Source organism: Microbacterium sp. No. 7, from assembly GCF_001314225.1.
In the GTDB taxonomy this organism is placed as follows: domain Bacteria; phylum Actinomycetota; class Actinomycetes; order Actinomycetales; family Microbacteriaceae; genus Microbacterium.
Genome location: NZ_CP012697.1, coordinates 2,377,724 through 2,397,993 on the forward strand (window position 1 = coordinate 2,377,724; position 20,270 = coordinate 2,397,993).

Annotated in this window: 18 protein-coding genes; 6 read left to right on the plus strand and 12 right to left on the minus strand. The window is 71.8% G+C overall.

Annotated features, from left to right (window positions below):
* Nucleotides 1-128: 128 nt before the first annotated feature.
* The 3 genes from AOA12_RS11010 to dut are packed head-to-tail and all read right to left on the minus strand — an operon-like array spanning nt 129 to nt 1,887.
* Nucleotides 129-863, minus strand: a complete 735-nt coding sequence (locus tag AOA12_RS11010) for a DUF3159 domain-containing protein (RefSeq protein ID WP_054682696.1) — start codon at nt 861-863, stop codon at nt 129-131.
* The gene (locus AOA12_RS11015) at nt 860-1,441 is read right to left on the minus strand and encodes a DUF3710 domain-containing protein (RefSeq protein ID WP_054682697.1); all 582 of its coding nucleotides are present in this window, start codon (nt 1,439-1,441) and stop codon (nt 860-862) included. The genes AOA12_RS11010 and AOA12_RS11015 overlap by 4 nt, the downstream gene beginning before the upstream one ends.
* Nucleotides 1,438-1,887: a dUTP diphosphatase gene (gene dut / locus AOA12_RS11020; RefSeq protein WP_054682699.1), complete on the minus strand. Its 450-nt coding sequence runs from the start codon at nt 1,885-1,887 to the stop codon at nt 1,438-1,440. The genes AOA12_RS11015 and dut overlap by 4 nt, the downstream gene beginning before the upstream one ends.
* Before the next feature lie 12 nt (nt 1,888-1,899).
* Between dut and AOA12_RS11025 the strand changes: the two genes are divergently transcribed.
* A complete protein-coding gene (locus AOA12_RS11025; protein ID WP_054682701.1) occupies nt 1,900-2,391 on the plus strand; it encodes a DUF3093 domain-containing protein in 492 nt (163 codons plus the stop codon).
* A gap of 3 nt (nt 2,392-2,394) precedes the next feature.
* On the opposite strand, the gene AOA12_RS11030 is transcribed toward AOA12_RS11025, so the two are convergent.
* A complete protein-coding gene (locus AOA12_RS11030) occupies nt 2,395-2,688 on the minus strand; it encodes a DUF4193 domain-containing protein (protein ID WP_054682703.1) in 294 nt (97 codons plus the stop codon).
* Nucleotides 2,689-2,896: 208 nt separating this feature from the next.
* Between AOA12_RS11030 and sepH the strand changes: the two genes are divergently transcribed.
* The gene (sepH, locus tag AOA12_RS11035) at nt 2,897-3,964 is read left to right on the plus strand and encodes a septation protein SepH (protein WP_054682705.1); all 1,068 of its coding nucleotides are present in this window, start codon (nt 2,897-2,899) and stop codon (nt 3,962-3,964) included.
* Between the two features lie 25 nt (nt 3,965-3,989).
* On the opposite strand, the gene AOA12_RS11040 is transcribed toward sepH, so the two are convergent.
* Nucleotides 3,990-5,123 carry an alkaline phosphatase family protein gene (locus tag AOA12_RS11040; protein WP_054682707.1) on the minus strand — a complete coding sequence of 378 codons (1,134 nt, stop codon included), beginning with the start codon at nt 5,121-5,123 and terminating at the stop codon, nt 3,990-3,992.
* A gap of 78 nt (nt 5,124-5,201) precedes the next feature.
* Here AOA12_RS11040 and AOA12_RS11045 point away from each other — a divergent pair, with 78 nt between their 5' ends.
* Nucleotides 5,202-7,652 (plus strand): DNA gyrase/topoisomerase IV subunit A, encoded by a 2,451-nt coding sequence (locus tag AOA12_RS11045; RefSeq protein ID WP_054682709.1) that lies wholly within the window; start codon nt 5,202-5,204, stop codon nt 7,650-7,652.
* Nucleotides 7,653-8,103: 451 nt separating this feature from the next.
* Here the strand turns inward: AOA12_RS11045 and AOA12_RS11050 are convergent, their stop codons facing one another.
* Nucleotides 8,104-10,176, minus strand: coding sequence for a DNA gyrase/topoisomerase IV subunit B (locus tag AOA12_RS11050; RefSeq protein ID WP_054686975.1), 2,073 nt, complete (start codon nt 10,174-10,176; stop codon nt 8,104-8,106).
* Between the two features lie 201 nt (nt 10,177-10,377).
* On the opposite strand from AOA12_RS11050, the gene AOA12_RS11055 reads away from it, so the two are divergent.
* The gene (locus AOA12_RS11055) at nt 10,378-10,590 is read left to right on the plus strand and encodes a DUF7455 domain-containing protein (RefSeq protein ID WP_054682711.1); all 213 of its coding nucleotides are present in this window, start codon (nt 10,378-10,380) and stop codon (nt 10,588-10,590) included.
* Between the two features lie 6 nt (nt 10,591-10,596).
* On the opposite strand, the gene AOA12_RS11060 is transcribed toward AOA12_RS11055, so the two are convergent.
* The 6 genes from AOA12_RS11060 to AOA12_RS11085 all read right to left on the minus strand — a co-directional run bounded on the left by AOA12_RS11060 (nt 10,597) and on the right by AOA12_RS11085 (nt 17,283).
* Nucleotides 10,597-11,616, minus strand: coding sequence for a sugar-transfer associated ATP-grasp domain-containing protein (locus tag AOA12_RS11060; RefSeq protein WP_054682713.1), 1,020 nt, complete (start codon nt 11,614-11,616; stop codon nt 10,597-10,599).
* A gap of 55 nt (nt 11,617-11,671) precedes the next feature.
* Nucleotides 11,672-12,688 carry a sugar-transfer associated ATP-grasp domain-containing protein gene (locus AOA12_RS11065; RefSeq protein ID WP_054682714.1) on the minus strand — a complete coding sequence of 339 codons (1,017 nt, stop codon included), beginning with the start codon at nt 12,686-12,688 and terminating at the stop codon, nt 11,672-11,674.
* Nucleotides 12,685-13,410 (minus strand): coenzyme F420-0:L-glutamate ligase, encoded by a 726-nt coding sequence (locus AOA12_RS11070; RefSeq protein ID WP_054682716.1) that lies wholly within the window; start codon nt 13,408-13,410, stop codon nt 12,685-12,687. Before AOA12_RS11070 ends, AOA12_RS11065 begins: the two co-directional genes overlap by 4 nt.
* Nucleotides 13,407-14,702: a diaminobutyrate--2-oxoglutarate transaminase gene (gene ectB, locus AOA12_RS11075; protein ID WP_197280907.1), complete on the minus strand. Its 1,296-nt coding sequence runs from the start codon at nt 14,700-14,702 to the stop codon at nt 13,407-13,409. Before ectB ends, AOA12_RS11070 begins: the two co-directional genes overlap by 4 nt.
* A 65-nt stretch (nt 14,703-14,767) precedes the next feature.
* Complete coding sequence (locus tag AOA12_RS11080; RefSeq protein WP_054682720.1) at nt 14,768-16,117, minus strand: RNA polymerase sigma factor; 1,350 nt, start codon at nt 16,115-16,117, stop codon at nt 14,768-14,770.
* Between the two features lie 239 nt (nt 16,118-16,356).
* Complete coding sequence (locus tag AOA12_RS11085) at nt 16,357-17,283, minus strand: proteasome assembly chaperone family protein (RefSeq protein ID WP_054682722.1); 927 nt, start codon at nt 17,281-17,283, stop codon at nt 16,357-16,359.
* Between the two features lie 107 nt (nt 17,284-17,390).
* On the opposite strand from AOA12_RS11085, the gene AOA12_RS11090 reads away from it, so the two are divergent.
* Nucleotides 17,391-18,863 carry a leucyl aminopeptidase gene (locus tag AOA12_RS11090; protein ID WP_054682723.1) on the plus strand — a complete coding sequence of 491 codons (1,473 nt, stop codon included), beginning with the start codon at nt 17,391-17,393 and terminating at the stop codon, nt 18,861-18,863.
* Nucleotides 18,860-20,230, plus strand: a complete 1,371-nt coding sequence (lpdA, locus tag AOA12_RS11095; RefSeq protein ID WP_054682725.1) for a dihydrolipoyl dehydrogenase — start codon at nt 18,860-18,862, stop codon at nt 20,228-20,230. Before AOA12_RS11090 ends, lpdA begins: the two co-directional genes overlap by 4 nt.
* The last annotated feature ends 40 nt before the right edge of the window (nt 20,231-20,270 follow it).

Here is a 20,270-nt window from a genome sequence, read left to right on the forward strand (position 1 = left end):
TCCTTCGTCGGCGGGCTCGAGGGCGCACGCCCCTTCCAGCCATCTTCCTCGCCCGCGGCACGTCCTGCCAGTGAGGTACGCCTAACCAGAAAAGCGCGAGGATTTATCTCGATGTCAAGATAAATATATCACGCACGGTCTCTCGCGTAGACCGACCGCACGGCCAGCCACGTCACCGCGACGAGGGGGGCGAACAGCGGCAGCCCCATGACGAGCTTGAGGGTTCCCAGCAGCGTCACGTCGCCCGCGAGGTACAGCGGCAGCTGCACCGCAAGCCGCACGTAGAACAGTCCCGCCCACGCGATGGCCAGCCAGAAGAACACGCGCCGCTTGCCCGGGTCCTGCCGCCAGGCCGTGCCCTCGTTCATCAGGAAGCCGGCGGCCAGGCCGATGAGCGACCAGCCGATCAACGCCGACACCAGGAAGGCCGTCCCGTACACCGCGTTCGTGATCAGGCCCGGCACGAAGTTGTCCTCGCCGCGGCCCGTGAGCAGCGCCAGCGCCGCCGCGGCGGCCGCGGCGAGCAGGCCGCCGAGCGCGGAGCCCAAGGGCGACCGCTGCGCGAGCCGGACGACGGTGAAGACCGCGGCGGAGCCGACCGAGACCGCGAGCGAGAGGACGAGGTCCTCGGTGATCGTGTAGAGGACGACGAACAGGAGCCCGGGCAGCACGGCCTCGGCCACGCCGCGCCAGCCGCCCATCGCCGACCACACGACGGCGCCCGCCTGCGTCTCCTTGGCGGGGTCGAGGCCGGCTCTGCGGGCGGCCTGCCCCAGCGCCTGGCCGATCAGCTCGGATGCCGTGGGCTCCGCCTCGCCGGGCGACCCGGCGTCGTCGTCCGCCGCGCGCCGCTCGTCGCTCATGCGACGCCGGGCGCCACGGGCATCTTGAGCGGGATGAGGTCGCGCGGCGGCATGGGCGCGCTGCCGCGCACGACGACGAGCGAGCGGAAGAGGTCCTCCACCTGGGCGGCCGCCGCCGGCTCGGTCGTCGCGGCGCCCCCGATCACGCCGCGCAGGAACCAGCGCGGCCCGTCGACGCCGACGAAGCGCGCGACGCGCTTGCCCGGCCCGCCCTCGCCGGCGACGGGCACCTCCGCGAGGAGCTCCGGGCCGAGCGGGCCCTCGCGCTCCTCCGCGCGTCCGCCCTGCTGGCGGATCTGCTGGCCGATCTGGTCGCGCGTCTCGTGCCACAGTCCCGACGAGCGCGGCGCCGCGAACGCCTGCACCTGCAGCGTCGAGCCGGCGTAGTCGAGGCCGACGGCGACGATCCGCTTCGACTGCTCCTCCACCTCGAGCCGCAGGTTGAGCCCCTCGCGCGGCAGCACCTTGATGCCGCCGACGTCGATGTAGGGGCGAACCGGGTTCGCCTCGGACTCGTCGAAGGGACCGTCGCTGGCCCGGTCGGCGGGCGCCGACTTGGCCGTGGAAATCTCGCTCATGAGTGTGCTCCTGACTGATAGCCGGTCGAACCGAACCCGCCCTCGCCGCGATCGCTTCCGGGCAGCTCGTCGACCGGGACGAACCGTGCCCGCGTCACGGGCATGATGATCATCTGCGCGATCCGATCGCCGGGCGCGATGTCGAAGGCCTCGGCGGCGTCGGTGTTGAGCAGCGCGACCTTGATCTCGCCGCGGTATCCGGCGTCCACCGTTCCCGGCGCGTTGACGATCGTGATGCCGTGCTGGGCGGCGAGGCCGCTGCGCGGCACGATGAAGGCCGCGTACCCCTCGGGCAGCGCGATGCGCACGCCCGTGCCGACGAGCGCACGCTGGCCGGGCTCGAGGCGCACCGGCTCCGTCGCGACCAGATCCGCTCCCGCGTCCCCCGGATGGGCGTACACGGGCAGATGCGGCGCGATAATGGGGAGGTCCACCGAATCGATCACCCCACGAGGCTAATGCACATCTCCGATGCCACCGCCAGCACCGCTCCCAGGCAAGCCGCGGCTCCGTACCGGGAGCGCCTCAGCCCGTCGCTGTGGATGGTCGTCAGCGCCGCCCTCGCGGGCCCGATGCTCGCCGTCGTGTTCGCCCCCATCGGCACGCTGCCGGCGGTCGCCATCGGCCTCGCGGCGGCCCTGCTCGTCGTGGTGCTGCTGGTCGCCGGCTCCCCCGTCGTGACCGTCGCCGACGGCGAGCTCCGCGTCGGACGCGCGCACATCGGGCTCGACCTGCTCGGCACGCCCGTCGCCCTCGAGGGCGAGGAGGCGCGCACCGCGCGCGGCCCGGGACTGCGGCGCGACGCCTGGCACCTGCTGCGGGGCGGCATCGACGGCGTCGTGCGCGTGCCGGTCGAGGACGATCGCGACCCGGTCGGCGAATGGGTGTTCTCGTCGCGCACGCCCGAGCGCGTCGTCGCGGCGATCAGCCTCGGGCGCCGAACGGGCTGATCGTCAGCCCGCGCACTCCGTGCAGATGGCGCCGTTCGCCGTCTCATGGTCGATCTGGGTGCGGTGCTTCACGAGGAAGCACTCGATGCACGTGAACTCGTCCTCCTGCGGGGGGAGCACGACGACGTCGAGCTCGAGGTCCGAGAGGTCGGCGCCCGGAAGCTCGAAACCCGAGGGGTTGTCGGCGTCCTCCACATCGACCGAGCCGGACAGCTTGTCGGGAACGCGCTCCTTGAGCGCCTCGATGGATTCGCTGTCGTCTTCGGTCTTACGCGGTGCGTCGTAGTCGGTGGCCATGAGTCGTCGGTCTCTGCTTCCCTGGTGAGTCTGCGGCGCCGTTCCCCGGCGGCGGCGTTAGTTTGCACGACACGCAAGCTTTTCGCAAATGAAGCCTCCGCGTGCGAGATGCGCCCGTGTAAACCCACGGCACGCCCGTGGCATTCCCGGCACTGCCGGTGCGCTGTGACAGCATGGGCGCGTACGCCGATCTGGAGGGGCGTTTGCCATGGAACAGCTCAAAGTCGTCGGAACCGAGGAAGGCGCGCTCGTTCTCGTGAACGAGTCGGGAGATCGCTTCTCGCTCGCGGTCGACGACGCCCTCCGCCGGCATCTCCGCGCGTCGCAGCGCGCCGCCGAGCCCCGCCGCGCCCGCGCCAACCCGCGCGACATCCAGTCGCGCATCCGTGCCGGCCTGTCGGCGGAGGAGGTCGCCGAGGTGCTCGGCGTCGGCATCGACGACGTGCGCCGCTACGAGGCCCCCGTGCTCGCCGAGCGCGAGCACATCGTGGGACAGGCGCTCTCCATCCCCGTGCTGCTCGGCGCCGACCTCGAGCCCGACGCGCAGCCCACCTTCGGTTCCGCAGTGCAGGCCAAGCTCGCCGAGGCGGGCGCGTCGGACCAGCGCTGGACGAGCTGGAAGGACGAGTCGGGCTGGACGATCAAGCTCGAGTTCGTCGCCGACGACGTGCACCACGACGCCCGCTGGGGCTTCGACCCCAAGCACACGAGCCTCACGCCGCAGAACCACGACGCGATCCAGCTGTCGCGCCAGGGGTCGCTGCCCGAGGGCCTCATCCCGCGGCTGCGCGCCCTCGACGCGCCGCCCGCCAAGGACACCTCGCGATTCGACAGCGGCGCGTTCGGGCCGCGCCGCACGCCGGCCCCCGATGCCGACGCCGTCGTCCCGGAGGCGCCCGTGCCCGTCTCGGCCGCCGTGCAGGAGGCCGCGATCAAGCGCGCCAGCGACGACGTCACGACCTCGGCCGAGACGGCCGACCTGCTCGAGGCGCTGCGGCGGCGGCGCGGACAGCGCGAGCCCATGCCCCATGACGACGACGAGCACGACGACGGTCGGGACGAGGAGCACGAGGCCTTCCTCGCGCTCTTCGACACGCTCGACGAGGACGCGCTCGACGACGAGGAGGCCGTCGCCCCCAAACCGGCGCGCGAGCACGCCAACCGTCCCGCCGACGACACGCCGCAGCCGGAGCCGAGCCGCAAGCGCGGCCGCACGTCGATGCCCTCGTGGGACGAGATCGTCTTCGGCGCACGCAGCGAGGACAACGGCGGCTGACGCCGAGCCGGCGGTCCGCGACCGCCTACCGCGCGAACGCGCCCAGGCGGATCAGCGGAACGATCTGCTCCTGGTCGGTGAGCGAGCCGTGCTGGCCGATCATGCGCTGCGGCTTCTTGTCGGCGAGCCGATCGTCGTAGTAGACGACGTCCGCGCGCGCGGCGACGAGCACGTCGCCGATGCGCGGCAGCACCTCGGCATCCACCCGGTCGCCGAACAGGCCTGCGCCGATCGCCTCCGCCCGCGTGAGCACCCACGCGCGCGACGACTCCGCCTCGCGCCAGCGTGCCGCCACGGCGGCCTCGGCGCCGGGATCGGCGTAGAGGTGCAGCATGCGCGGCTCGCCGGCGATGAGCCGCACGCCCTCCAGCAGCGGATCGCTGTCGCCCAGCAGGATCTGCCGGTGCCGGGGCACGTCGACCATGCCGTGATCGGCGGTGACGAGCACGCCCACGTCGGCCGGCAGCGCCGCGTCCATCGCCCGCGCCGCGTCGTCCACGAGCTCCAGTGCCGCGAGCCACTCGTCGCTCTGCCAGCCGCGCGCGTGGCCGATCGCATCGAGCTCGGGCACGTAGGCGTAGACCAGGGCGCCGTCGTGCCGCGCGGCGACGTCGGCCGCCGCGGCGAGCCGAGCGACGAGGTCGTCCTCGCCGACGAACGCGGCGCCGCGCTGGGTCGCCGCCGTGAACCCCGTGCCCTCGTAGAGCCTCTTGGTCACGACGAAGCACGGCCGGCCGTGCGCGCTCTCGCGCGCGAACAGCGGCTCGGCGCGCGGGAAGGTGAGCGGGTCCAGCCCGTCGGTCTCCCAGCCGCGCAGCAGGTTGGGCGTGGCATCCGTGCCGGGAACGCGCACGCGATACCCGACGAGGCCGTGCGCGCCGGGCTCCTCCCCCGTGAGCAGGCTCGTGAGGGCCGCCGCCGTCGTCGACGGGAAGACGGTGCGCACGGTGTCGCGCTTGCCCATGCGCTGCGTGAGGAAGCGCGCATGGCCGCTGCGCGCCGTGAGATTGGCGCGACCGAGGCCGTCGACGACCACGGCGATCGCGGAGCGGGCGGGCGCCAGGCGGGCGGAGGTCCCGCCGAGTGCCGACAGCATGTCGGGCAGAACACCGGTGAGGCTCCGGCCGGGTGCGGGAGGCGCGGGTAGGCTGGCGGTCATCGGGGTCAGTCTCGCACATCGCGCCCGACCCGCACCTCTTCGTCATCCCGTTCCGCACCCGAGGACAGCAACCGATCCATGGCCGCATCGCGCTCCGACTCCACGCCCGCAGACCACGGACGCATCGAGGACATCGATGTCGCCGCCGAGATGCAGGGGTCGTATCTCGAGTACGCCTACTCGGTCATCTACTCGCGCGCCCTCCCCGACGCGCGCGACGGCCTGAAGCCGGTGCAGCGGCGCATCCTGTACCAGATGGCCGAGCTCGGCCTGCGCCCCGACCGCGGCCACGTCAAGAGCGCCCGCGTCGTCGGCGAGGTGATGGGAAAGCTGCACCCGCACGGCGACGCGCCGATCTACGACGCGCTCGTGCGCCTCGCGCAGGACTTCGCGCTGCGCGTGCCGCTCGTCGACGGCCACGGCAACTTCGGATCCCTCGACGACGGCCCCGCCGCGCCGCGCTACACGGAGGCGCGGCTCGCTCCGGCGGCGCTCGCGCTCACCGAGAACCTCGACGAGGACGTCGTCGACTTCGTGCCGAACTACGACGGCCAGTTCCAGCAGCCCGACGTGCTGCCCGCCGCCTTCCCCAACCTGCTCGTCAACGGGGCGACCGGCATCGCGGTGGGCATGGCGACGAACATGGCGCCGCACAACCTCATCGAGGTCGTCGCCGCCGCGATCCACCTGCTCGAGCACCCCGACGCGACGCTCGACGAGCTCATGGAGTTCGTCCCCGGCCCCGACCTGCCCAGCGGCGGCGTCATCGTCGGCCTCGACGGCATCAAGGACGCCTACGCGACGGGACGGGGCACGTTCCGCACCCGCGCGAAGGTGCAGGTCGAGTCGCTCGGCCCGCGCCGCACCGGCATCGTCGTCAGCGAGCTGCCCTACATGGTCGGTCCCGAGCGCGTGATCGAGAAGATCAAGGATGCCGTGAACGCGAAGAAGCTCGCGGGCATCTCCGACGTCACCGATCTCACCGACCGTAAGCACGGCCTGCGGCTCGTGATCGGCATCAAGACGGGCTTCGACCCGAACGCCGTGCTGGAGCAGCTCTACCGGCTCACGCCGATGGAGGACTCCTTCGGCATCAACAACAACGCCCTGGTCGGCGGCCAGCCGCAGACGCTCGGCCTCGTCGCGCTGCTGCGGGTGTATCTCGACCACCGCATCGAGGTCGTGACGCGGCGCAGCCGGTTCCGCCTCGCGCGCCGCAAGGAACGGCTGCACCTCGTCGAGGGACTGCTCATCGCGATCCTCGACATCGACGAGGTCATCCAGGTGATCCGCACCTCCGACGACGGCGAGCAGGCGCGCACGCGCCTCATGGAGGTCTTCGACCTCTCCCAGCCGCAGGCCGAGTACATCCTCGAGCTGCGCCTGCGCCGGCTCACCAAGTTCTCGCGCATCGAGCTGGAGGCCGAGCGCGATGCCCTGCTCGCCGAGATCGCACAGCTCGAGGAGCTGCTCGGCAGCGACGCGCTGCTGCGCGGCCAGGTCGCGCGCGAGCTGCAGGCCGCGGCCGACACGTTCGGCACGCCGCGACGCACGCTGCTGCTCAACGGATCGCCCGTGACCGCCCGCACGCGCGCCGCCGCGCCGGCCGACCTGCAGATCGCCGACGCGCCGTGCCGCGTCTTCCTCTCGGCGACGGGACGCATGGTGCGGGCCGAGCTCTCCGACGATGCCGGCGGCGGCATCGTGACGCCCGCGCGCCGTTCGAAGCACGACGCGATCCGCGCCGCGGTCGACACGACCACGCGCGGCGACGTGGGCGCCGTGACGAGCGCCGGCCGTCTCGTGCGCTTCTCCCCCGTCGATCTGCCGTCGGTCCCGGGCAACTCGGTGCAGCCGGCCGCCGGCACGGGCGCCGACCAGTACCTCGGCCTGTCGGGCGCGGAGCATGTCGTCGCGATCGTCCCGCTCACGGGCGAGAGCCCCATCGCGCTCGGCACCGCGCAGGGCGTCGTCAAGCGCGTGTCGGCGAGCGAGCTGCAGAACAAGCCCGACGTCGAGATCATCGCGCTCAAGGACGGCGACCGCGTGGTCGGCGCCGCCGTCGCGCCCGACGCCGCGGAGCTCGTCTTCGTGACCTCCGACGCACAGCTGCTGCGCTTCGACGCCGCGGCCGTGCGCCCGCAGGGCCGCGCCGCCGGCGGCATGGCCGGCGTGCGCGTGACGCCGGGAGAGCGGGCCATCGCGTTCACCGCGCTCACGGCATCCGACGAGACCGTCGTCGTGACCGTCGCCGGCTCGTCGCAGGCGATCGCGGGCACCGACGCGGGGTCGGCCAAGGTCTCGGCCTTCGCTGAGTTCCCCGCCAAGGGGCGCGCCACGGGCGGCGTGCGCGCCCAGCGCTTCCTCAAGGGAGAAGACACGCTCACGGTCGCCTGGGTCGGCACGCAGCCGCGCGCCGTCGCCGCCGACGGCGCGGTGCGCGCGCTCCCGGAGGCCGGCGCGAAGCGCGACGCCTCGGGCACGGCCCTCGACGCCGTCGTCTCGGCCGTCGGCACCGTCGTCGCGTGAACCGGGCACCGGACCGGTACACGGGTTTCGATACGCCGCCGCTCCGCGACAGCTACTCAACCAGCGGAGCGAAGAGCCCACCCGGCGGAGTGAAGCCCTCACCCAGCGGAGTGAAGCCTCCACGCGGGCTCATCCGACCGCTGGTTGAGTAGCCCGCGCAGCGGGCGTATCGAAACCCGCGTCATCCACCGGTGCGCCCCACCCCGGCATCCTCACGCATCGGCGCCGTCGTCGCGTGCACGGCGTACCGGACCGATATACGGGTTTCGATACGCTGCCGCTCCGCGACAGCTACACAACCAGCGGAGTCACGCCCCCACCCGGCGGAGTGAAGCCCTCACCCAGCGGAGTGAAGCCCCCACGCGGGCTCATCCGGCCGCTGGTTGAGTAGCCCGCGGAGCGGGCGTATCGAAACCCGCGTCATCCACCGGCACACCCCACCCCGGCATCCTCACGCGTCGATGCGCTCGCGCTCCAGGCGGGCGGCGGCGTCGACGATGAAGTCGCGGCGCGGGGCCACGTCGCTCCCCATGAGCAGCTCGAACACCGTGGCCGCGGCCTCGGCGTCCTCGACGCGCACGCGGCGCAGCGTGCGGCCGGCGCGCTCCATCGTCGTGGTGGCGAGCTGGTCGGCGTCCATCTCGCCCAGTCCCTTGTAGCGCTGCACGGGCTCCTGCCAGCGCTTGTTGCCCTTCGACAACCGGGCCAGCAGCGCGTGCAGCTCCTGCTCGCTGTAGGTGTAGATCGTCTCGTTCGGCTTCGAGCCCGGGTTCACCACGACGACGCGGTGCAGCGGCGGCACCGCGGCGTAGACGCGGCCGGCCTCGATGAGGGGTCGCATGTAGCGGAAGAAGAGGGTCAGCAGCAGCGTGCGGATGTGGGCGCCGTCGACGTCGGCGTCGCTCATCAGGATGATCTTGCCGTAGCGCGCGGCGTCGAGGTCGAACGAGCGGCCCGACCCGGCGCCGATGGTCTGGATGATCGCGGCGCACTCGGCGTTGCCCAGCATGTCGCTGATCGTCGCCTTCTGCACGTTGAGGATCTTTCCGCGGATGGGCAGCAGCGCCTGGAAGTCGCTGTTGCGCGCCCTCTTCGCGGTGCCGAGCGCCGAGTCGCCCTCGACGATGAACAGCTCCGACTCGGCGACGTCGTTCGTGCGGCAGTCGGCGAGCTTGGCGGGCAGCGACGACGACTCCAGCGCGTTCTTGCGGCGCTGCGTCTCCTTGTGCGTGCGCGCCGAGATGCGCGCCTTCATCTCGGAGACGACCTTGTCGAGCACGAGCGCCGTCTGCGCCTTGTCCTCGCGCTTGGTCGACGTGAACCGCGCCGAGAGCTCGCGGGTCACGATGTTCGACACGATCTGCCGGACCGCGGGCGTGCCGAGCACTTCCTTCGTCTGCCCCTCGAACTGCGGCTCGGGCAGGCTCACGGTGAGCACCGTGGTGAGACCGGCGAGAATGTCGTCTTTCTCGAGCTTCTCCCCCGCGCCGACCTTGAGCGAGCGGGCCTTCTGCTGCACCTGGTCGCGCAGCACCTTCATGACGCCCTGCTCGAAGCCCGCGACGTGCGTGCCGCCCTTGGGCGTGGCAATGATGTTCACGAACGATCGCGTGACGGTGTCGTAGCCGGTGCCCCAGCGCAGAGCGATGTCGACGACGCACTCGCGCGACACCTCGGTCGGCACCATCGCACCGCTCGGCTGCAGCACGGGAACGGTCTCGGTGAACGTGCCCGATCCGGTCAGGCGCCACGTGTCGGTCACCGCCCCGTCGGGGGCGAGGTAGTCGGCGAACTCCGAGATGCCGCCGTCGTAGCGGAAGCTCGTGGAGACGTGCTCCTCGCCGCGCTCATCGAGCAGTTCGATCTGCAGACCGGGCACGAGGAACGCCGTCTGCCGCGCGCGCTGCTCCAGCTCGTCGAGATGAAAGGCGGCGTCGCGCGTGAAGATCTGCCGGTCGGCCCAGTAGCGGATGCGGGTGCCCGTCGCCCCCCGCGGCGCCTTGCCGACGATCCGCAGCTCGCTCTCGCGCTCGAACGGCGTGAAGGGCGAGTCGGGCGCGGGCCCGTCGAAGATGCCGGGCTCGCCGCGCCGGAACGACATGGCATAGGTCTTGCCGCCGCGATCGACCTCGACGTCGAGGCGCTCGGACAGGGCGTTGACGACCGAGGCGCCCACGCCGTGCAGGCCGCCCGAGGCCTGGTACGAGCCGCCGCCGAACTTGCCGCCCGCGTGCAGCTTGGTGAACACGACCTCGACGCCTGTGAGGCCCGTGCGCGGCTCGACGTCGACGGGGATGCCGCGGGCGCGGTCGCGCACCTCGACGCTGCCGTCGGCGTGCAGCACGATGTCGATGCGGTCGCCGTGTCCCGCGAGGGCCTCGTCGACCGAGTTGTCGATGATCTCCCAGGCGCAGTGCATGAGTCCGCGGGAGTCGGTCGACCCGATGTACATGCCCGGGCGCTTGCGCACGGCCTCGAGGCCTTCGAGCACCTGCAGGTGGTGGGCGGAGTATTCGGCGGTCACGATCTCCAAGCGTAACCTCGGGGCGCGGCGCCGGTCCGGCAGACACACTCGACGCGCGCAAGCCGGACGGCGCAGACGGTCCTCGACACCCGTAGCGGTACGCGCAGAGCGAAATGCGCCCTCCGCCGGGCATGCACCCGGTGCGCGCATGGTTGTATCTAGTCGAACGTCCTGCAACCGCCCGACCCGAGGAGGCACCCCATGAGCATCTCAACGACGACGGAGACCGCCCCCCTCGCCTACCGGCTCACCGCGACCGATCGCTGTGACTCGTGCGGCGCACAGGCGTACATCGCCGCAGAGGTGAGCGGCAGCGAGCTGCTGTTCTGCGCCCACCACGGCCGCAAGTACGAGGAGAAGCTGCGCGCGGTGGCGACCAGCTGGCACGACGAGACGGCGCGCCTGCTGGACTGAGGTCCGTCAGAGGTCCACGCCGGTCGCCGCGCGATAGACCGGCAGCAGACCGGTCTTGACGCCGGACACGCTCGGCGGCGTCTGGAAGACGCTGGAGTTGTGATTGCCCTCGATGAGCACCGGCCCGTCGGGGGTGATCGCGATGTCCCAGCCGACGTACGGCACGCCCGGCACGCGACGGGCGGCGTCTTCGAGCAGTGCGAGCACGCGGTCGAAGTGCGGCACGGCGAAGCCCGCGATGCGCGTCCCGGTCACGGGGTGCAGGTCGTACACCGTGCCGCGCTTGTCCACGGCGGGCAGTGGCGCGACGCCGTTCTCGTCGAGCAGTGTGAACATGCCGCCGCTCGCGAAGTTGTCCACAGCCGCGCCGTTGCCGATGCGCAGCACCGCGGCGAGCACGTGCAGCCGGTCGTCGGGCGCCAGGAACGTGATCATGCGCACGGTGTTGACGGCGCCCGGGTAGAGCGCCGACATCGTCTCGTGCTGCGCGATGACGGCATCCATGAGCACCTGCCCGCGCTCGACGAGCTCGTGGCGCAGCGCCTCGGGGTCGGTGCCCGCGGGGATGTCGATGAGCTCGACGCCCCCGCCGCCGACGCCGTCGGACGGCTTGACGACGGCACGCGCGTGCCGCGAGACGAAGTCGCGCAGCGCCGCGTCGCCGGCGACGCGCAGGTCGAGCCACTCGCGCCCGATCACGTCGGCGAACCTCTCGTAGAAGCGCACCTTGTCGCTGAACCACACCCGCTCCTCGGGCGCGTTGACGGCGACGTTGAGCCGGTGCGACTTCGGGTGCGTCATCCACGTCGCGCGCTCGGCGCGGGAGAGCGTCGCGAAGTCCCACATCGCGTAGTCGCGGAACCCCAGCTCGTATCGGGTGGAGCACCACAGCATGTCGGCGATGAGCAGCGGCACGGGCTTGCGGGTCACGCGTCGCGACTGGCGCGCGAACTCGACGAGGTTGCCCACGCGCAGCGACGCGGCGCGCTCGACGAGATAACCGAGGCGGATGCCGGACTGTCCCACGGTGCGTACTCCCAGGGCTGGTGGATCGATGCTGGTCAGTGTGCTCGGCGCGGCGTCAGAAGTCCATCGCGGCGCGGTAGACGGGCAGCAGGCCCTCGCGCGTGCCCGTGACGGCCGGTCGCGACTGGAAGACGCCGGTGTTGTGGTTGCCCTCGATCACGACGGGGCGCGTCGGCGTGATCGCGATGTCCCATCCGATGTAGGGCATCTCGGGCACACGCGTGGCGAGGTCCTTCGCGAAGGCGATGACGTCGTCGAACAGCGGCACCTGGAAGCCCTCGATGTGCACCCCGCTGGACGGATGCCGGTCGAACACGGTGCCCGCGCCGTCGTAGGCGGCGTGCAGGGCACGACCGCTCTCGTCGACCATGGTGTACATGCCACCGCCGGAGTAGTTGTCGATGAAGCCGCCGTTGCCGATCTTGAGCACGCGCGCGAGCACGTGCACCTCGTCGCTCGGGTCGCGGTAGGTCACGATGCGCAGCGTGTTGACGCTGCCCGGGTACAGCCGGGACATCTCCTCGTGCTGCTGCAGGAACTCCTCGAGCAGCGGCTTGCCGTCGGCGATGACCTCGGCCCGCAGCGCCTTCGGGTCGGCGCAGGTCTCGGCGTCGTACACCGAGATGCCGTCGCCGCCCACGCCGCCCGGGTCCTTCGCGAGCACCCGGCCGTGCCGCGCGAGGAACGCCGAGACCTGGTCGGCGTTCGCCGAGCGGGCGTCGAGCCAGTCGCGCCCGATGTCGTCCGGGAAGTGCTGGGCGAACCGGATCTTGTCGTCGAAGATCGCCCGCTTGGCCTGCGAGTTGAGCCGGCGCGACAGCATCGCCGAGATCGGCTCGGTCATGAAGGTGCGTCGCTCACGGCCCTTGAGGATGCGGTAGTCCCACTGGGCGTAGTGCTCGAACGTCGTCTGGTAGCGCACGACGCAGAAGAACATGTCGACGATGATGAACGGCAGCGGGGTGCGCGGGGTGATGCGCTGCGCCTGCCGCGCGAAGCCCAGGATGCGGGTCGGCGAGATGCGCGTCGCCCGTTCGAGCACGTAGCGCACCTTCGCCGTGAACCACCTCATCGGGCGGGCTCCGCCGCGGGGCGCACGATGCCCATCGGCGTCGACTGCACGCCCTGGCCGAGCGGGTTGTCGCTCAGCACGCGCACGAGGCGGTCCTCGCCCGCCTTGCCAAGCGTCGAGCCCAGGATGTTGCCGCCGATGTCGTTGATGTCGACGACGGCGACGTCGACGTCCGCGGGCAGCAGCCGCTGCAGCGCTGCCGCGACCTCGCGGGGACGGTCGGGACCGAGCACCACGGAGGCGTTGTAGGGCGGGATCGTCCCGCTGGTGGGGCCGTCGATCGCCCGCGCCTTCTCGCCCGCGATGCGGTAGAAGTCGCCGCTGCGACCGAAGAGCTTGGTCACGGCCGAGACGGCGGCCGCGAACAGGATGCGCGGCGTCCCGCACTCGCGCAGCGCCATCTCCATCGTCTCGGGCATGCCCAGGCCGATGCCGTACGGCGTCTTGGTCACGAACCGGGAGAGGAAGACCGCGAGCCGGCGCGGCCGGATCGCGTCGAGGGGGTAGGAGCGGCCCTGGGTGATCGCGACGATCTTCTCGGTGACGAAGAGGATGTCGCCCGAGCGCACGTGCTCGGCGGCGTACTCGCGCACGATCTGCGCGATGTCGTCGTCGGGCATGACGACGCGCGTGCGCAGCGGGATGCGCGACAGCCGAAGGCCGTCGACCTCGACCGTCAGCGCCTTGCCCTCGTTCGGCTGACCCTCGGCGGCGCCGGTCACGATGCGACCGCCGCCTCGACGGCCTCGTCGATGATGTCGAATCCGCGCTGCAGCGTCTCGTCATCGCCCACGAGGGCGGGCATGAGCTTGAGCACCTCGTCGTGGGCGCCGGCCGTCTCGACGATCAGGCCGCGCGAGAACGACTCGCGCGAGATGCGGCGCGCCACCTCGCGATCGACGCCCGCGAGACCCTGCAGCAGGCCTCGTCCGCGCACCGAGAAGGCGCCCGGGTGACGCTCGGCGATCCGTTGCAGGCGGGCCACGACGATCTCGGAGCGATGCGCGATGCCGGCCGCGAAGCCCGGGTCGGCCCAGAAGTGCTCGAGCGCGGCGGCGGCGCCGACGAAGGCCACCGAGTTGCCGCGGAAGGTCCCCGTGTGCATCGCGGGCTTCCAGACGTCGAGGTCGGGCCGGATGAGCAGCAGCGACATCGGGAACCCGTAGCCCGAGATCGACTTCGAGAGCGTGACCATGTCGGGGGCGATGCCCGCCTGCTCGAATCCGAAGAAGTCGCCGGAGCGGCCGACGCCGATCTGGATCTCGTCGGCGATGAGCACGATGCCGTGCTCGGTGCACAGCTCTCGCAGAGCGCGCAGCCAGGGCGCGCTCGCGACATTGACGCCGCCCTCGCCCTGCACGGGTTCGACGATGACCGCCGCGGGCAGGTCGAGGCCGCTCGAGGGGTCCTCGATCAGCGTGCGCAGCATGGCGACCGTGTCGATGTCGGGACCGTAGTAGCCGTCGAACGGGTGGAAGACCACGTCGTTGAGCGGGGCGCCCGACGCGTCGCGGAACCAGGAGTTCGCCGTCGCCGCGAGCGCGCCGAGCGAGAGGCCGTGATAGCCGTGCGTGAAGGCGACGACGGTGCGGCGTCCGGTCGCGAGGCGCGCGAGCTTGAACGCGGCCTCGACGGCGTTGGCGCCCGTCGGTCCCGTGAACTGCACCTTGTAGTCGAGACCGCGCGGCTCGAGGACGACGTCGCGGAACAGCTCGAGGAAGCGGCCCTTGGCGCTCGTGGCCATGTCCATGCCCTGCTGGATCTTGTCCGACGCGAGGTAGTCGATGACGTGCGTCTTGATCAGCGGGTTGTTGTGCCCGTAGTTCAGCGAGCCGGCACCGCAGAAGAAGTCGATGTACTCGCGTCCGTCGACGTCCGTGAGGATCGAGCCGCGAGCGGAGTCGAACACGGTGGGAAACGCGCGGACGTAGCTCCGTACCTCGGATTCCAGTGCAGAGAAAACGGACAGATCCACGGTTTCGGCCTTTCTTCTGGATTTCCCGCTCAGCGCCATGCGGGGCCCTACGGCGTGTCAAGCATAGTTCTCGGCCGCCTCGGCATCCGCCGGGCGCGCGGAGATCACTCCAGGTAGTCGCGCAGCGACTGGGAGCGCGACGGATGCCGCAGCTTGGCCATCGTCTTGGACTCGATCTGCCGGATGCGCTCGCGCGTCACGCCGAACGTGTCGCCGATCTGGTCGAGCGTCTTGGGCTGTCCGTCGCCGAGGCCGAAGCGCATGCGGATGACGCCCGCCTCGCGCTCGCTGAGCGAGTCGAGCAGCGACTCCAGCTGACGCTGCAGCATCGTGAAGCCGACGGCGTCGGCGGGGACCACGGCCTCGGTGTCCTCGATGAGGTCGCCGAACTCGCTGTCGCCGTCCTCGCCGAGCGGCGTGTGCAGCGAGATCGGCTCACGGCCGTACTTCTGCACCTCGACGACCTTCTCGGGCGTCATGTCCAGCTCGCGGGACAGCTCTTCGGGCGTGGGCTCGCGACCGAGGTCCTGCAGCATCTGGCGCTGGACGCGCGCCAGCTTGTTGATGACCTCGACCATGTGCACGGGGATGCGGATCGTGCGCGCCTGGTCCGCCATGGCGCGCGTGATCGCCTGGCGGATCCACCAGGTCGCGTACGTGGAGAACTTGAAGCCCTTCGTGTAGTCGAACTTCTCGACCGCACGGATCAGGCCCAGGTTGCCCTCCTGGATGAGGTCGAGGAACTGCATGCCGCGACCCGTGTAGCGCTTGGCCAGCGACACGACGAGGCGCAGGTTCGCGCCGAGCAGGTGGCTCTTGGCGCGCTGGCCGTCGCGCGCGACCCACTGCAGGTCGAGGCCCAGCTGGCCGGACTTCTCGGAGGCCGTCATGTGCGACAGCTTCTCCTCGGCGAACAGCCCGGCCTCGATGCGCATAGCGAGCTCGACCTCTTCGGCCGCGTTCAGGAGCGGGACCTTGCCGATCTGCTTCAGGTAGTCCTTGACCGGGTCGGCCGTGGCGCCCGTGATCTGCGTCGAGTAGACGGGGACGTCGTCCTCGTCGCTGGAGGAGATGACGATGGCGCCCGTCGGCAGCGGCTCGCTGAACGCGGGCTTGGCGGGAGCGTCGTCCTCGTCGTCGTCCTCGTCGTCCTTCTTGCCGCCGGACGCGGGCGCGTCGCCGTCGCTGTCGTCGTCGACCGCGACATCCTCGAGGTCCTCGGCGTCGATGTCCTCGTTCTCGTCGACGTCGTCGTCCGACGACGCCTTTCGAGAGCCCTTGCCCGCGGCACGGCCCGAGGAGGCCTTCTTCGCCGCAGACGTGCGCGCCGTCGCCCCCGCCGCCGCGGGCTTCTTGGCCGCGGCGGTCTTCTTCGCGCCGCTCGGCTCCTCGACGATCGACTCGTCGGTGTCCTGCGCCGCGCGGGTGCGGGTGGTCTTCGTGCCTGACGTCACGTCTCGCCTTTCACCGGTGGATCCCGGGTTTTCGGACAGGAGTATGACCCTTGTCAAGTCCGGCGCCACGTCGAGACGACGGATCGGCGGACAAGCCAACGGGTCAGAGGGTCCATTGTCTCATACAACATCTGCGCCTCCTGCCTGGCCCCCTGCACGGGCCGGCGGCGGCGCCTCACGTGTACGACAACCGCGGGAGGCCGGCGGATATTCCCGCCCGGCGCCGCGCGCGCGGGCGCTCAGCCGAGCGTGGGGCGGTCGTCGTCGCCGGGCTTGCGCGTCGCGAGGAAGCGCTCCAGCTCCGCCGCCAGCTCCTCGGCGCTCGGCAGGTCGCCGGTGTGGATGATGGGCTGGCCCAGCGTGGAGCCGGCCATGTAGGCGTCGTAGCGCTCCTCGAGGCCGCGGAGCATCGCGGTCAGCTCCTGGCTCGCCGCCACCTGCGCGTCGACCTTCTCCAGGTACTCGCGGTTCTCGTCGCGCAGCTCGTCGCTGTCGAAGACGAGCCCGGTGGCGACCGAGACGCTGTCGAGGCCCACGATCGCCGCCGCGGCGTACTCCGTGTCGCCGAGGTAGTGCGGCACGAGCAGCACGAAGCCCGCGACCCGCGCCCCCGACTGGGCGAACCGGTACTCCAGCAGGTGGCCCGCGGTCGCGGGCACCTGCGTGTGCGGCTGCCACACCGAGTGCGCCTGCGTGAGATCGGAGCGCGTGCCGCTCACCGTCGTGCCGAGCGGACGCGTGTGCGGCACCGGCATGGAGATCGCGTGCACCCACGTGACGCTGGAGACCTCCAGCCCCTCGGCGAACCCGACCACCGTCTCGGCGAACGCCTCCCACGCGAAGTCGGGCTCGAAGCCGTGCAGGAGCAGGAAGGGCTGCCCGAGGGAGTCGTGGACGAGGGAGAGCTCCAGGCGCGGAGGGCGGAAGTCGGTCAGGTGGTCGCCGTCGAACGTGATGATCGGCCGCCGTGCCCGGTAGTCGAGGAGGATGTCGGCCGAGAAGACGACGACGGGTGCGGGCTCGAGCTCCTCGCGGAAGTACTCCACCATGCGCGAGACCGCGGATCCCGCGTCGGTGAATCCGGTCATCGTGATGACCAGCGGGAGACCCGCGGGCACATGGGGTGCGCTCGCGACACGCTCGTACAAGGGTCCGGACACGGGCATGGATCCACTTTACGTTCCCCGCCGGCGCTCGGGGCCGCGCTCGGCCGCGCCGGGTCGCGCGGCGACACGCCGGCCGCACGGCGTCGTGCGAATCCTAGGATGGACGCATGCCGTTCCCTCAGCTGTCGAGTTCCACCGCGCCGCCCCGCGAATCCGACGCCGACGCCATCGTGCTCGCGCTTCCGCCGCTCGCCGCGGCGGAGACGGCGCTCGACGACTGGCCCGGCCTCGCGGAGGCGCTCACCGCCGTCGGCTTCACGGGAACGCTGCACCAGACGATGCGCGTGTTCGTGCCGCAGTCGTCGGCGCTGCCGATCATCGCCGTCGGCACGGGGACCGAGCCCGATGCGACCGCGCTGCGCGACGCCGTCGGCGCGGCGGTGCGCACCACGACGGGATTCGAGCGGCTCGCCGTCGCCGCACCGACGGCGGGCGACGCGCTCTGGTCGGCGATCGCGGAGGGCGCCGTGCTCGGGGGCTACCGCTTCGAGGGCTACAAGACCGACCCGGGCAAGCTGCGCGCCGCGCACGTCGTCGTGCACAGCGGCGCCGCCCCGGCCGACGACGAGCTGTCGCGGGCGCACACGATCGGCGCGACGGTCGCGCTCGTCAAGGACCTGGAGAACACGCCGGCGCAGTGGCTCGGCCCGCAGGACTTCGCCGAGCGCGCCGTCGAGGCGATCGACGGGCTGCCCATCGAGGCCGAGGTCCTCGACGAGCACGAGCTGGCCGAGCGCGGCTTCGGCGGCATCCTCGGCGTCGGCCAGGGATCCGACCGGCCGCCGCGCTTCATCCGCCTCGACTACGCGCCCGAGGGCGCCGACCGTCACGTCGCGCTCGTGGGCAAGGGCATCACGTTCGACACGGGCGGCCTCTCGCTGAAGCCCGCCGCGAGCATGGTCGGGATGAAGTACGACATGACCGGTGCGGCGATCGCGCTCGCGGTGACCCGCGCGGCGGCGGCCCTGGGCCTGCCCGTGCGGGTGTCGGCCTGGCTCTGCATCGCCGACAACATGCCCTCCGGCCGGGCCACGCGCCCCGGCGACGTGCTGCGCATGCTCGACGGCACGACCGTCGAGGTGCTCAACACCGACGCGGAGGGGCGCCTGGTGCTCGCCGACGGGCTCGTCGCCGCGAGCCGCGCCCGGCCCGACGTGATCGTCGACGTCGCGACGCTGACCGGCGCGATCACGGTCGCGCTCGGCACCCGCCATGTCGGCGTCATGGGCGACGGCGAGACCGTGAACGCCTACCTGGAGGCGGCGCGGCGCGCCGGCGAGCTCGCCTGGCCGCTGCCGCTCCCCGACCACATGGAGGACGAGCTCGACTCCCCCATCGCCGATCTGCAGAACGCGAAGATCGGCGACCCCGCGGGCGGATCGCTGTTCGCCGGCCTCTTCCTGCGCCGCTTCGTCGGCCGCACGAGCGACGAGGCCGACGCCCCCCGCATCCCGTGGGTGCACCTCGACATCGCGGGCGTCGGCATGAACAAGGGCGCGGGCTACGGCGCCACCGACCGCGGTCCGACCGGCGCGACGGTGAGATCGCTCATCGAGTTCGTCGCGGGCGGTGGACGATGACCGTTCACACCGCCGACCTCGTCGTGCTGGGCGGCGGCAGCGGCGGCTACGCGGCCGCCCTGCGCGCGGCCGAGCTGGGACGCTCCGTCGTCATCGTCGAGCAGGACCGGCTCGGCGGCACCTGCCTCCACCGCGGCTGCATCCCGACCAAGGCGCTCCTGCACGTCGCCGAGGTCGCCGAGGTCGTGCGCACCGCGGCGTCGGTGGGCGTCGCGGCGTCGATCGACGCGATCGACGCCGCGCAGGCGCTCGAGTACCGCGCCGGCATCGTCGCGAAGAAGCACAAGGGCCTGCAGGGCCTCGTGGCCGCCCGCGGCATCCAGGTCGTCACGGGCGCGGGCCGCGTGCTGCCCGATGCCGCCGTCGCGGTCGGCGACGACGTCTATCGCGGCGGCGACCTCGTGCTCGCCACCGGCTCCGTGAGCCGTACGCTGCCGGGCCTGGAGATCGGCGGCCGCATCATCACGAGCGAGGAGGCGCTCGCCCTCTCCGAGGTCCCGGCGACGGTCGTGATCCTCGGCGGCGGCGTCATCGGCGTGGAGTTCGCGAGTGCGTGGCGATCGCTCGGCGCCGAGGTGACGATCGTCGAGGCGGCCCCCCGCCTCGTGCCGGCCGAGGATCCCGCCCTCAGCAAGGCGCTCGAGCGCGCCTTCCGCAAGCGCGGCATCGCGACCCGGCTCGGCGCCCGGTTCTCGGCCGCCGACGCCGCGGACGACGCCGTCACTGTCACCCTCGACAGCGGCGCCTCGCTGCGGGCCGACTACCTGCTGGTCGCCGTCGGTCGCGGCCCCGCCACGAGCGGCCTCGGCCTCGAGGAGGCGGGCATCGCGGTCGACCGCGGCTGGGTCACGGTCGACGAGCGCCTGCAGACCTCCGTGCCGCACGTCTGGGCCGTCGGCGACATCGTCCCGGGGCTCCAGCTCGCGCATCGCGGATTCCAGCAGGGCATCTTCGTCGCCGAGCAGATCGCGGGCCTCGATCCCGTCCCCGTGCCCGAGAGCACCATCCCCCGCGTCACCTACTGCAGCCCCGAGCTCGCCTCGGTCGGGCTCACCGAGCAGCAGGCGCGCGACGCGCACGGCGATCGCGTCGTCGCATACGAGTACAGCCTCGCGGGCAACGCGAAGAGCGAGATCGTCGGCACGGGCGGCGTCGTGAAGGTCGTGCGCCTGGCCGACGGGCCGGTCGTCGGCGTGCACCTGGCGGGCGACCGGGTCGGCGAGCTCATCACCGAGGGACAGCTCGCCGTGGGCTGGGAGGCGCACCCCGAGGACATCGCGCCGTTCCTGCACGCGCACCCGACGCAGAGCGAGGCCCTCGGCGAGGCCTTCCTCGCCCTGGCGGGCAAACCGTTGCACGCCCTTTGACCACCGTCACTAAGCTAGAACGACCATCGAACTTCTGAAT

What these genes read in the sequence shown, in the direction of transcription:
- AOA12_RS11045 (WP_054682709.1), top strand. Translation starts at nt 5,202, where the DNA reads ATGGCCGCATCGCGCTCCGACTCCACGCCCGCAGACCACGGACGCATC.
- AOA12_RS11090 (WP_054682723.1), top strand. Translation starts at nt 17,391, where the DNA reads ATGCCGTTCCCTCAGCTGTCGAGTTCCACCGCGCCGCCCCGCGAATCC.
- AOA12_RS11015 (WP_054682697.1), bottom strand. Translation starts at nt 1,441, where the DNA reads ATGAGCGAGATTTCCACGGCCAAGTCGGCGCCCGCCGACCGGGCCAGC.
- lpdA (WP_054682725.1), top strand. Translation starts at nt 18,860, where the DNA reads ATGACCGTTCACACCGCCGACCTCGTCGTGCTGGGCGGCGGCAGCGGC.
- AOA12_RS11040 (WP_054682707.1), bottom strand. Translation starts at nt 5,123, where the DNA reads ATGACCGCCAGCCTACCCGCGCCTCCCGCACCCGGCCGGAGCCTCACC.
- ectB (WP_197280907.1), bottom strand. Translation starts at nt 14,702, where the DNA reads ATGGCGCTGAGCGGGAAATCCAGAAGAAAGGCCGAAACCGTGGATCTG.
- AOA12_RS11010 (WP_054682696.1), bottom strand. Translation starts at nt 863, where the DNA reads ATGAGCGACGAGCGGCGCGCGGCGGACGACGACGCCGGGTCGCCCGGC.
- AOA12_RS11030 (WP_054682703.1), bottom strand. Translation starts at nt 2,688, where the DNA reads ATGGCCACCGACTACGACGCACCGCGTAAGACCGAAGACGACAGCGAA.
- AOA12_RS11085 (WP_054682722.1), bottom strand. Translation starts at nt 17,283, where the DNA reads ATGCCCGTGTCCGGACCCTTGTACGAGCGTGTCGCGAGCGCACCCCAT.
- AOA12_RS11055 (WP_054682711.1), top strand. Translation starts at nt 10,378, where the DNA reads ATGAGCATCTCAACGACGACGGAGACCGCCCCCCTCGCCTACCGGCTC.
- AOA12_RS11065 (WP_054682714.1), bottom strand. Translation starts at nt 12,688, where the DNA reads ATGAGGTGGTTCACGGCGAAGGTGCGCTACGTGCTCGAACGGGCGACG.
- sepH (WP_054682705.1), top strand. Translation starts at nt 2,897, where the DNA reads ATGGAACAGCTCAAAGTCGTCGGAACCGAGGAAGGCGCGCTCGTTCTC.
- AOA12_RS11025 (WP_054682701.1), top strand. Translation starts at nt 1,900, where the DNA reads ATGCACATCTCCGATGCCACCGCCAGCACCGCTCCCAGGCAAGCCGCG.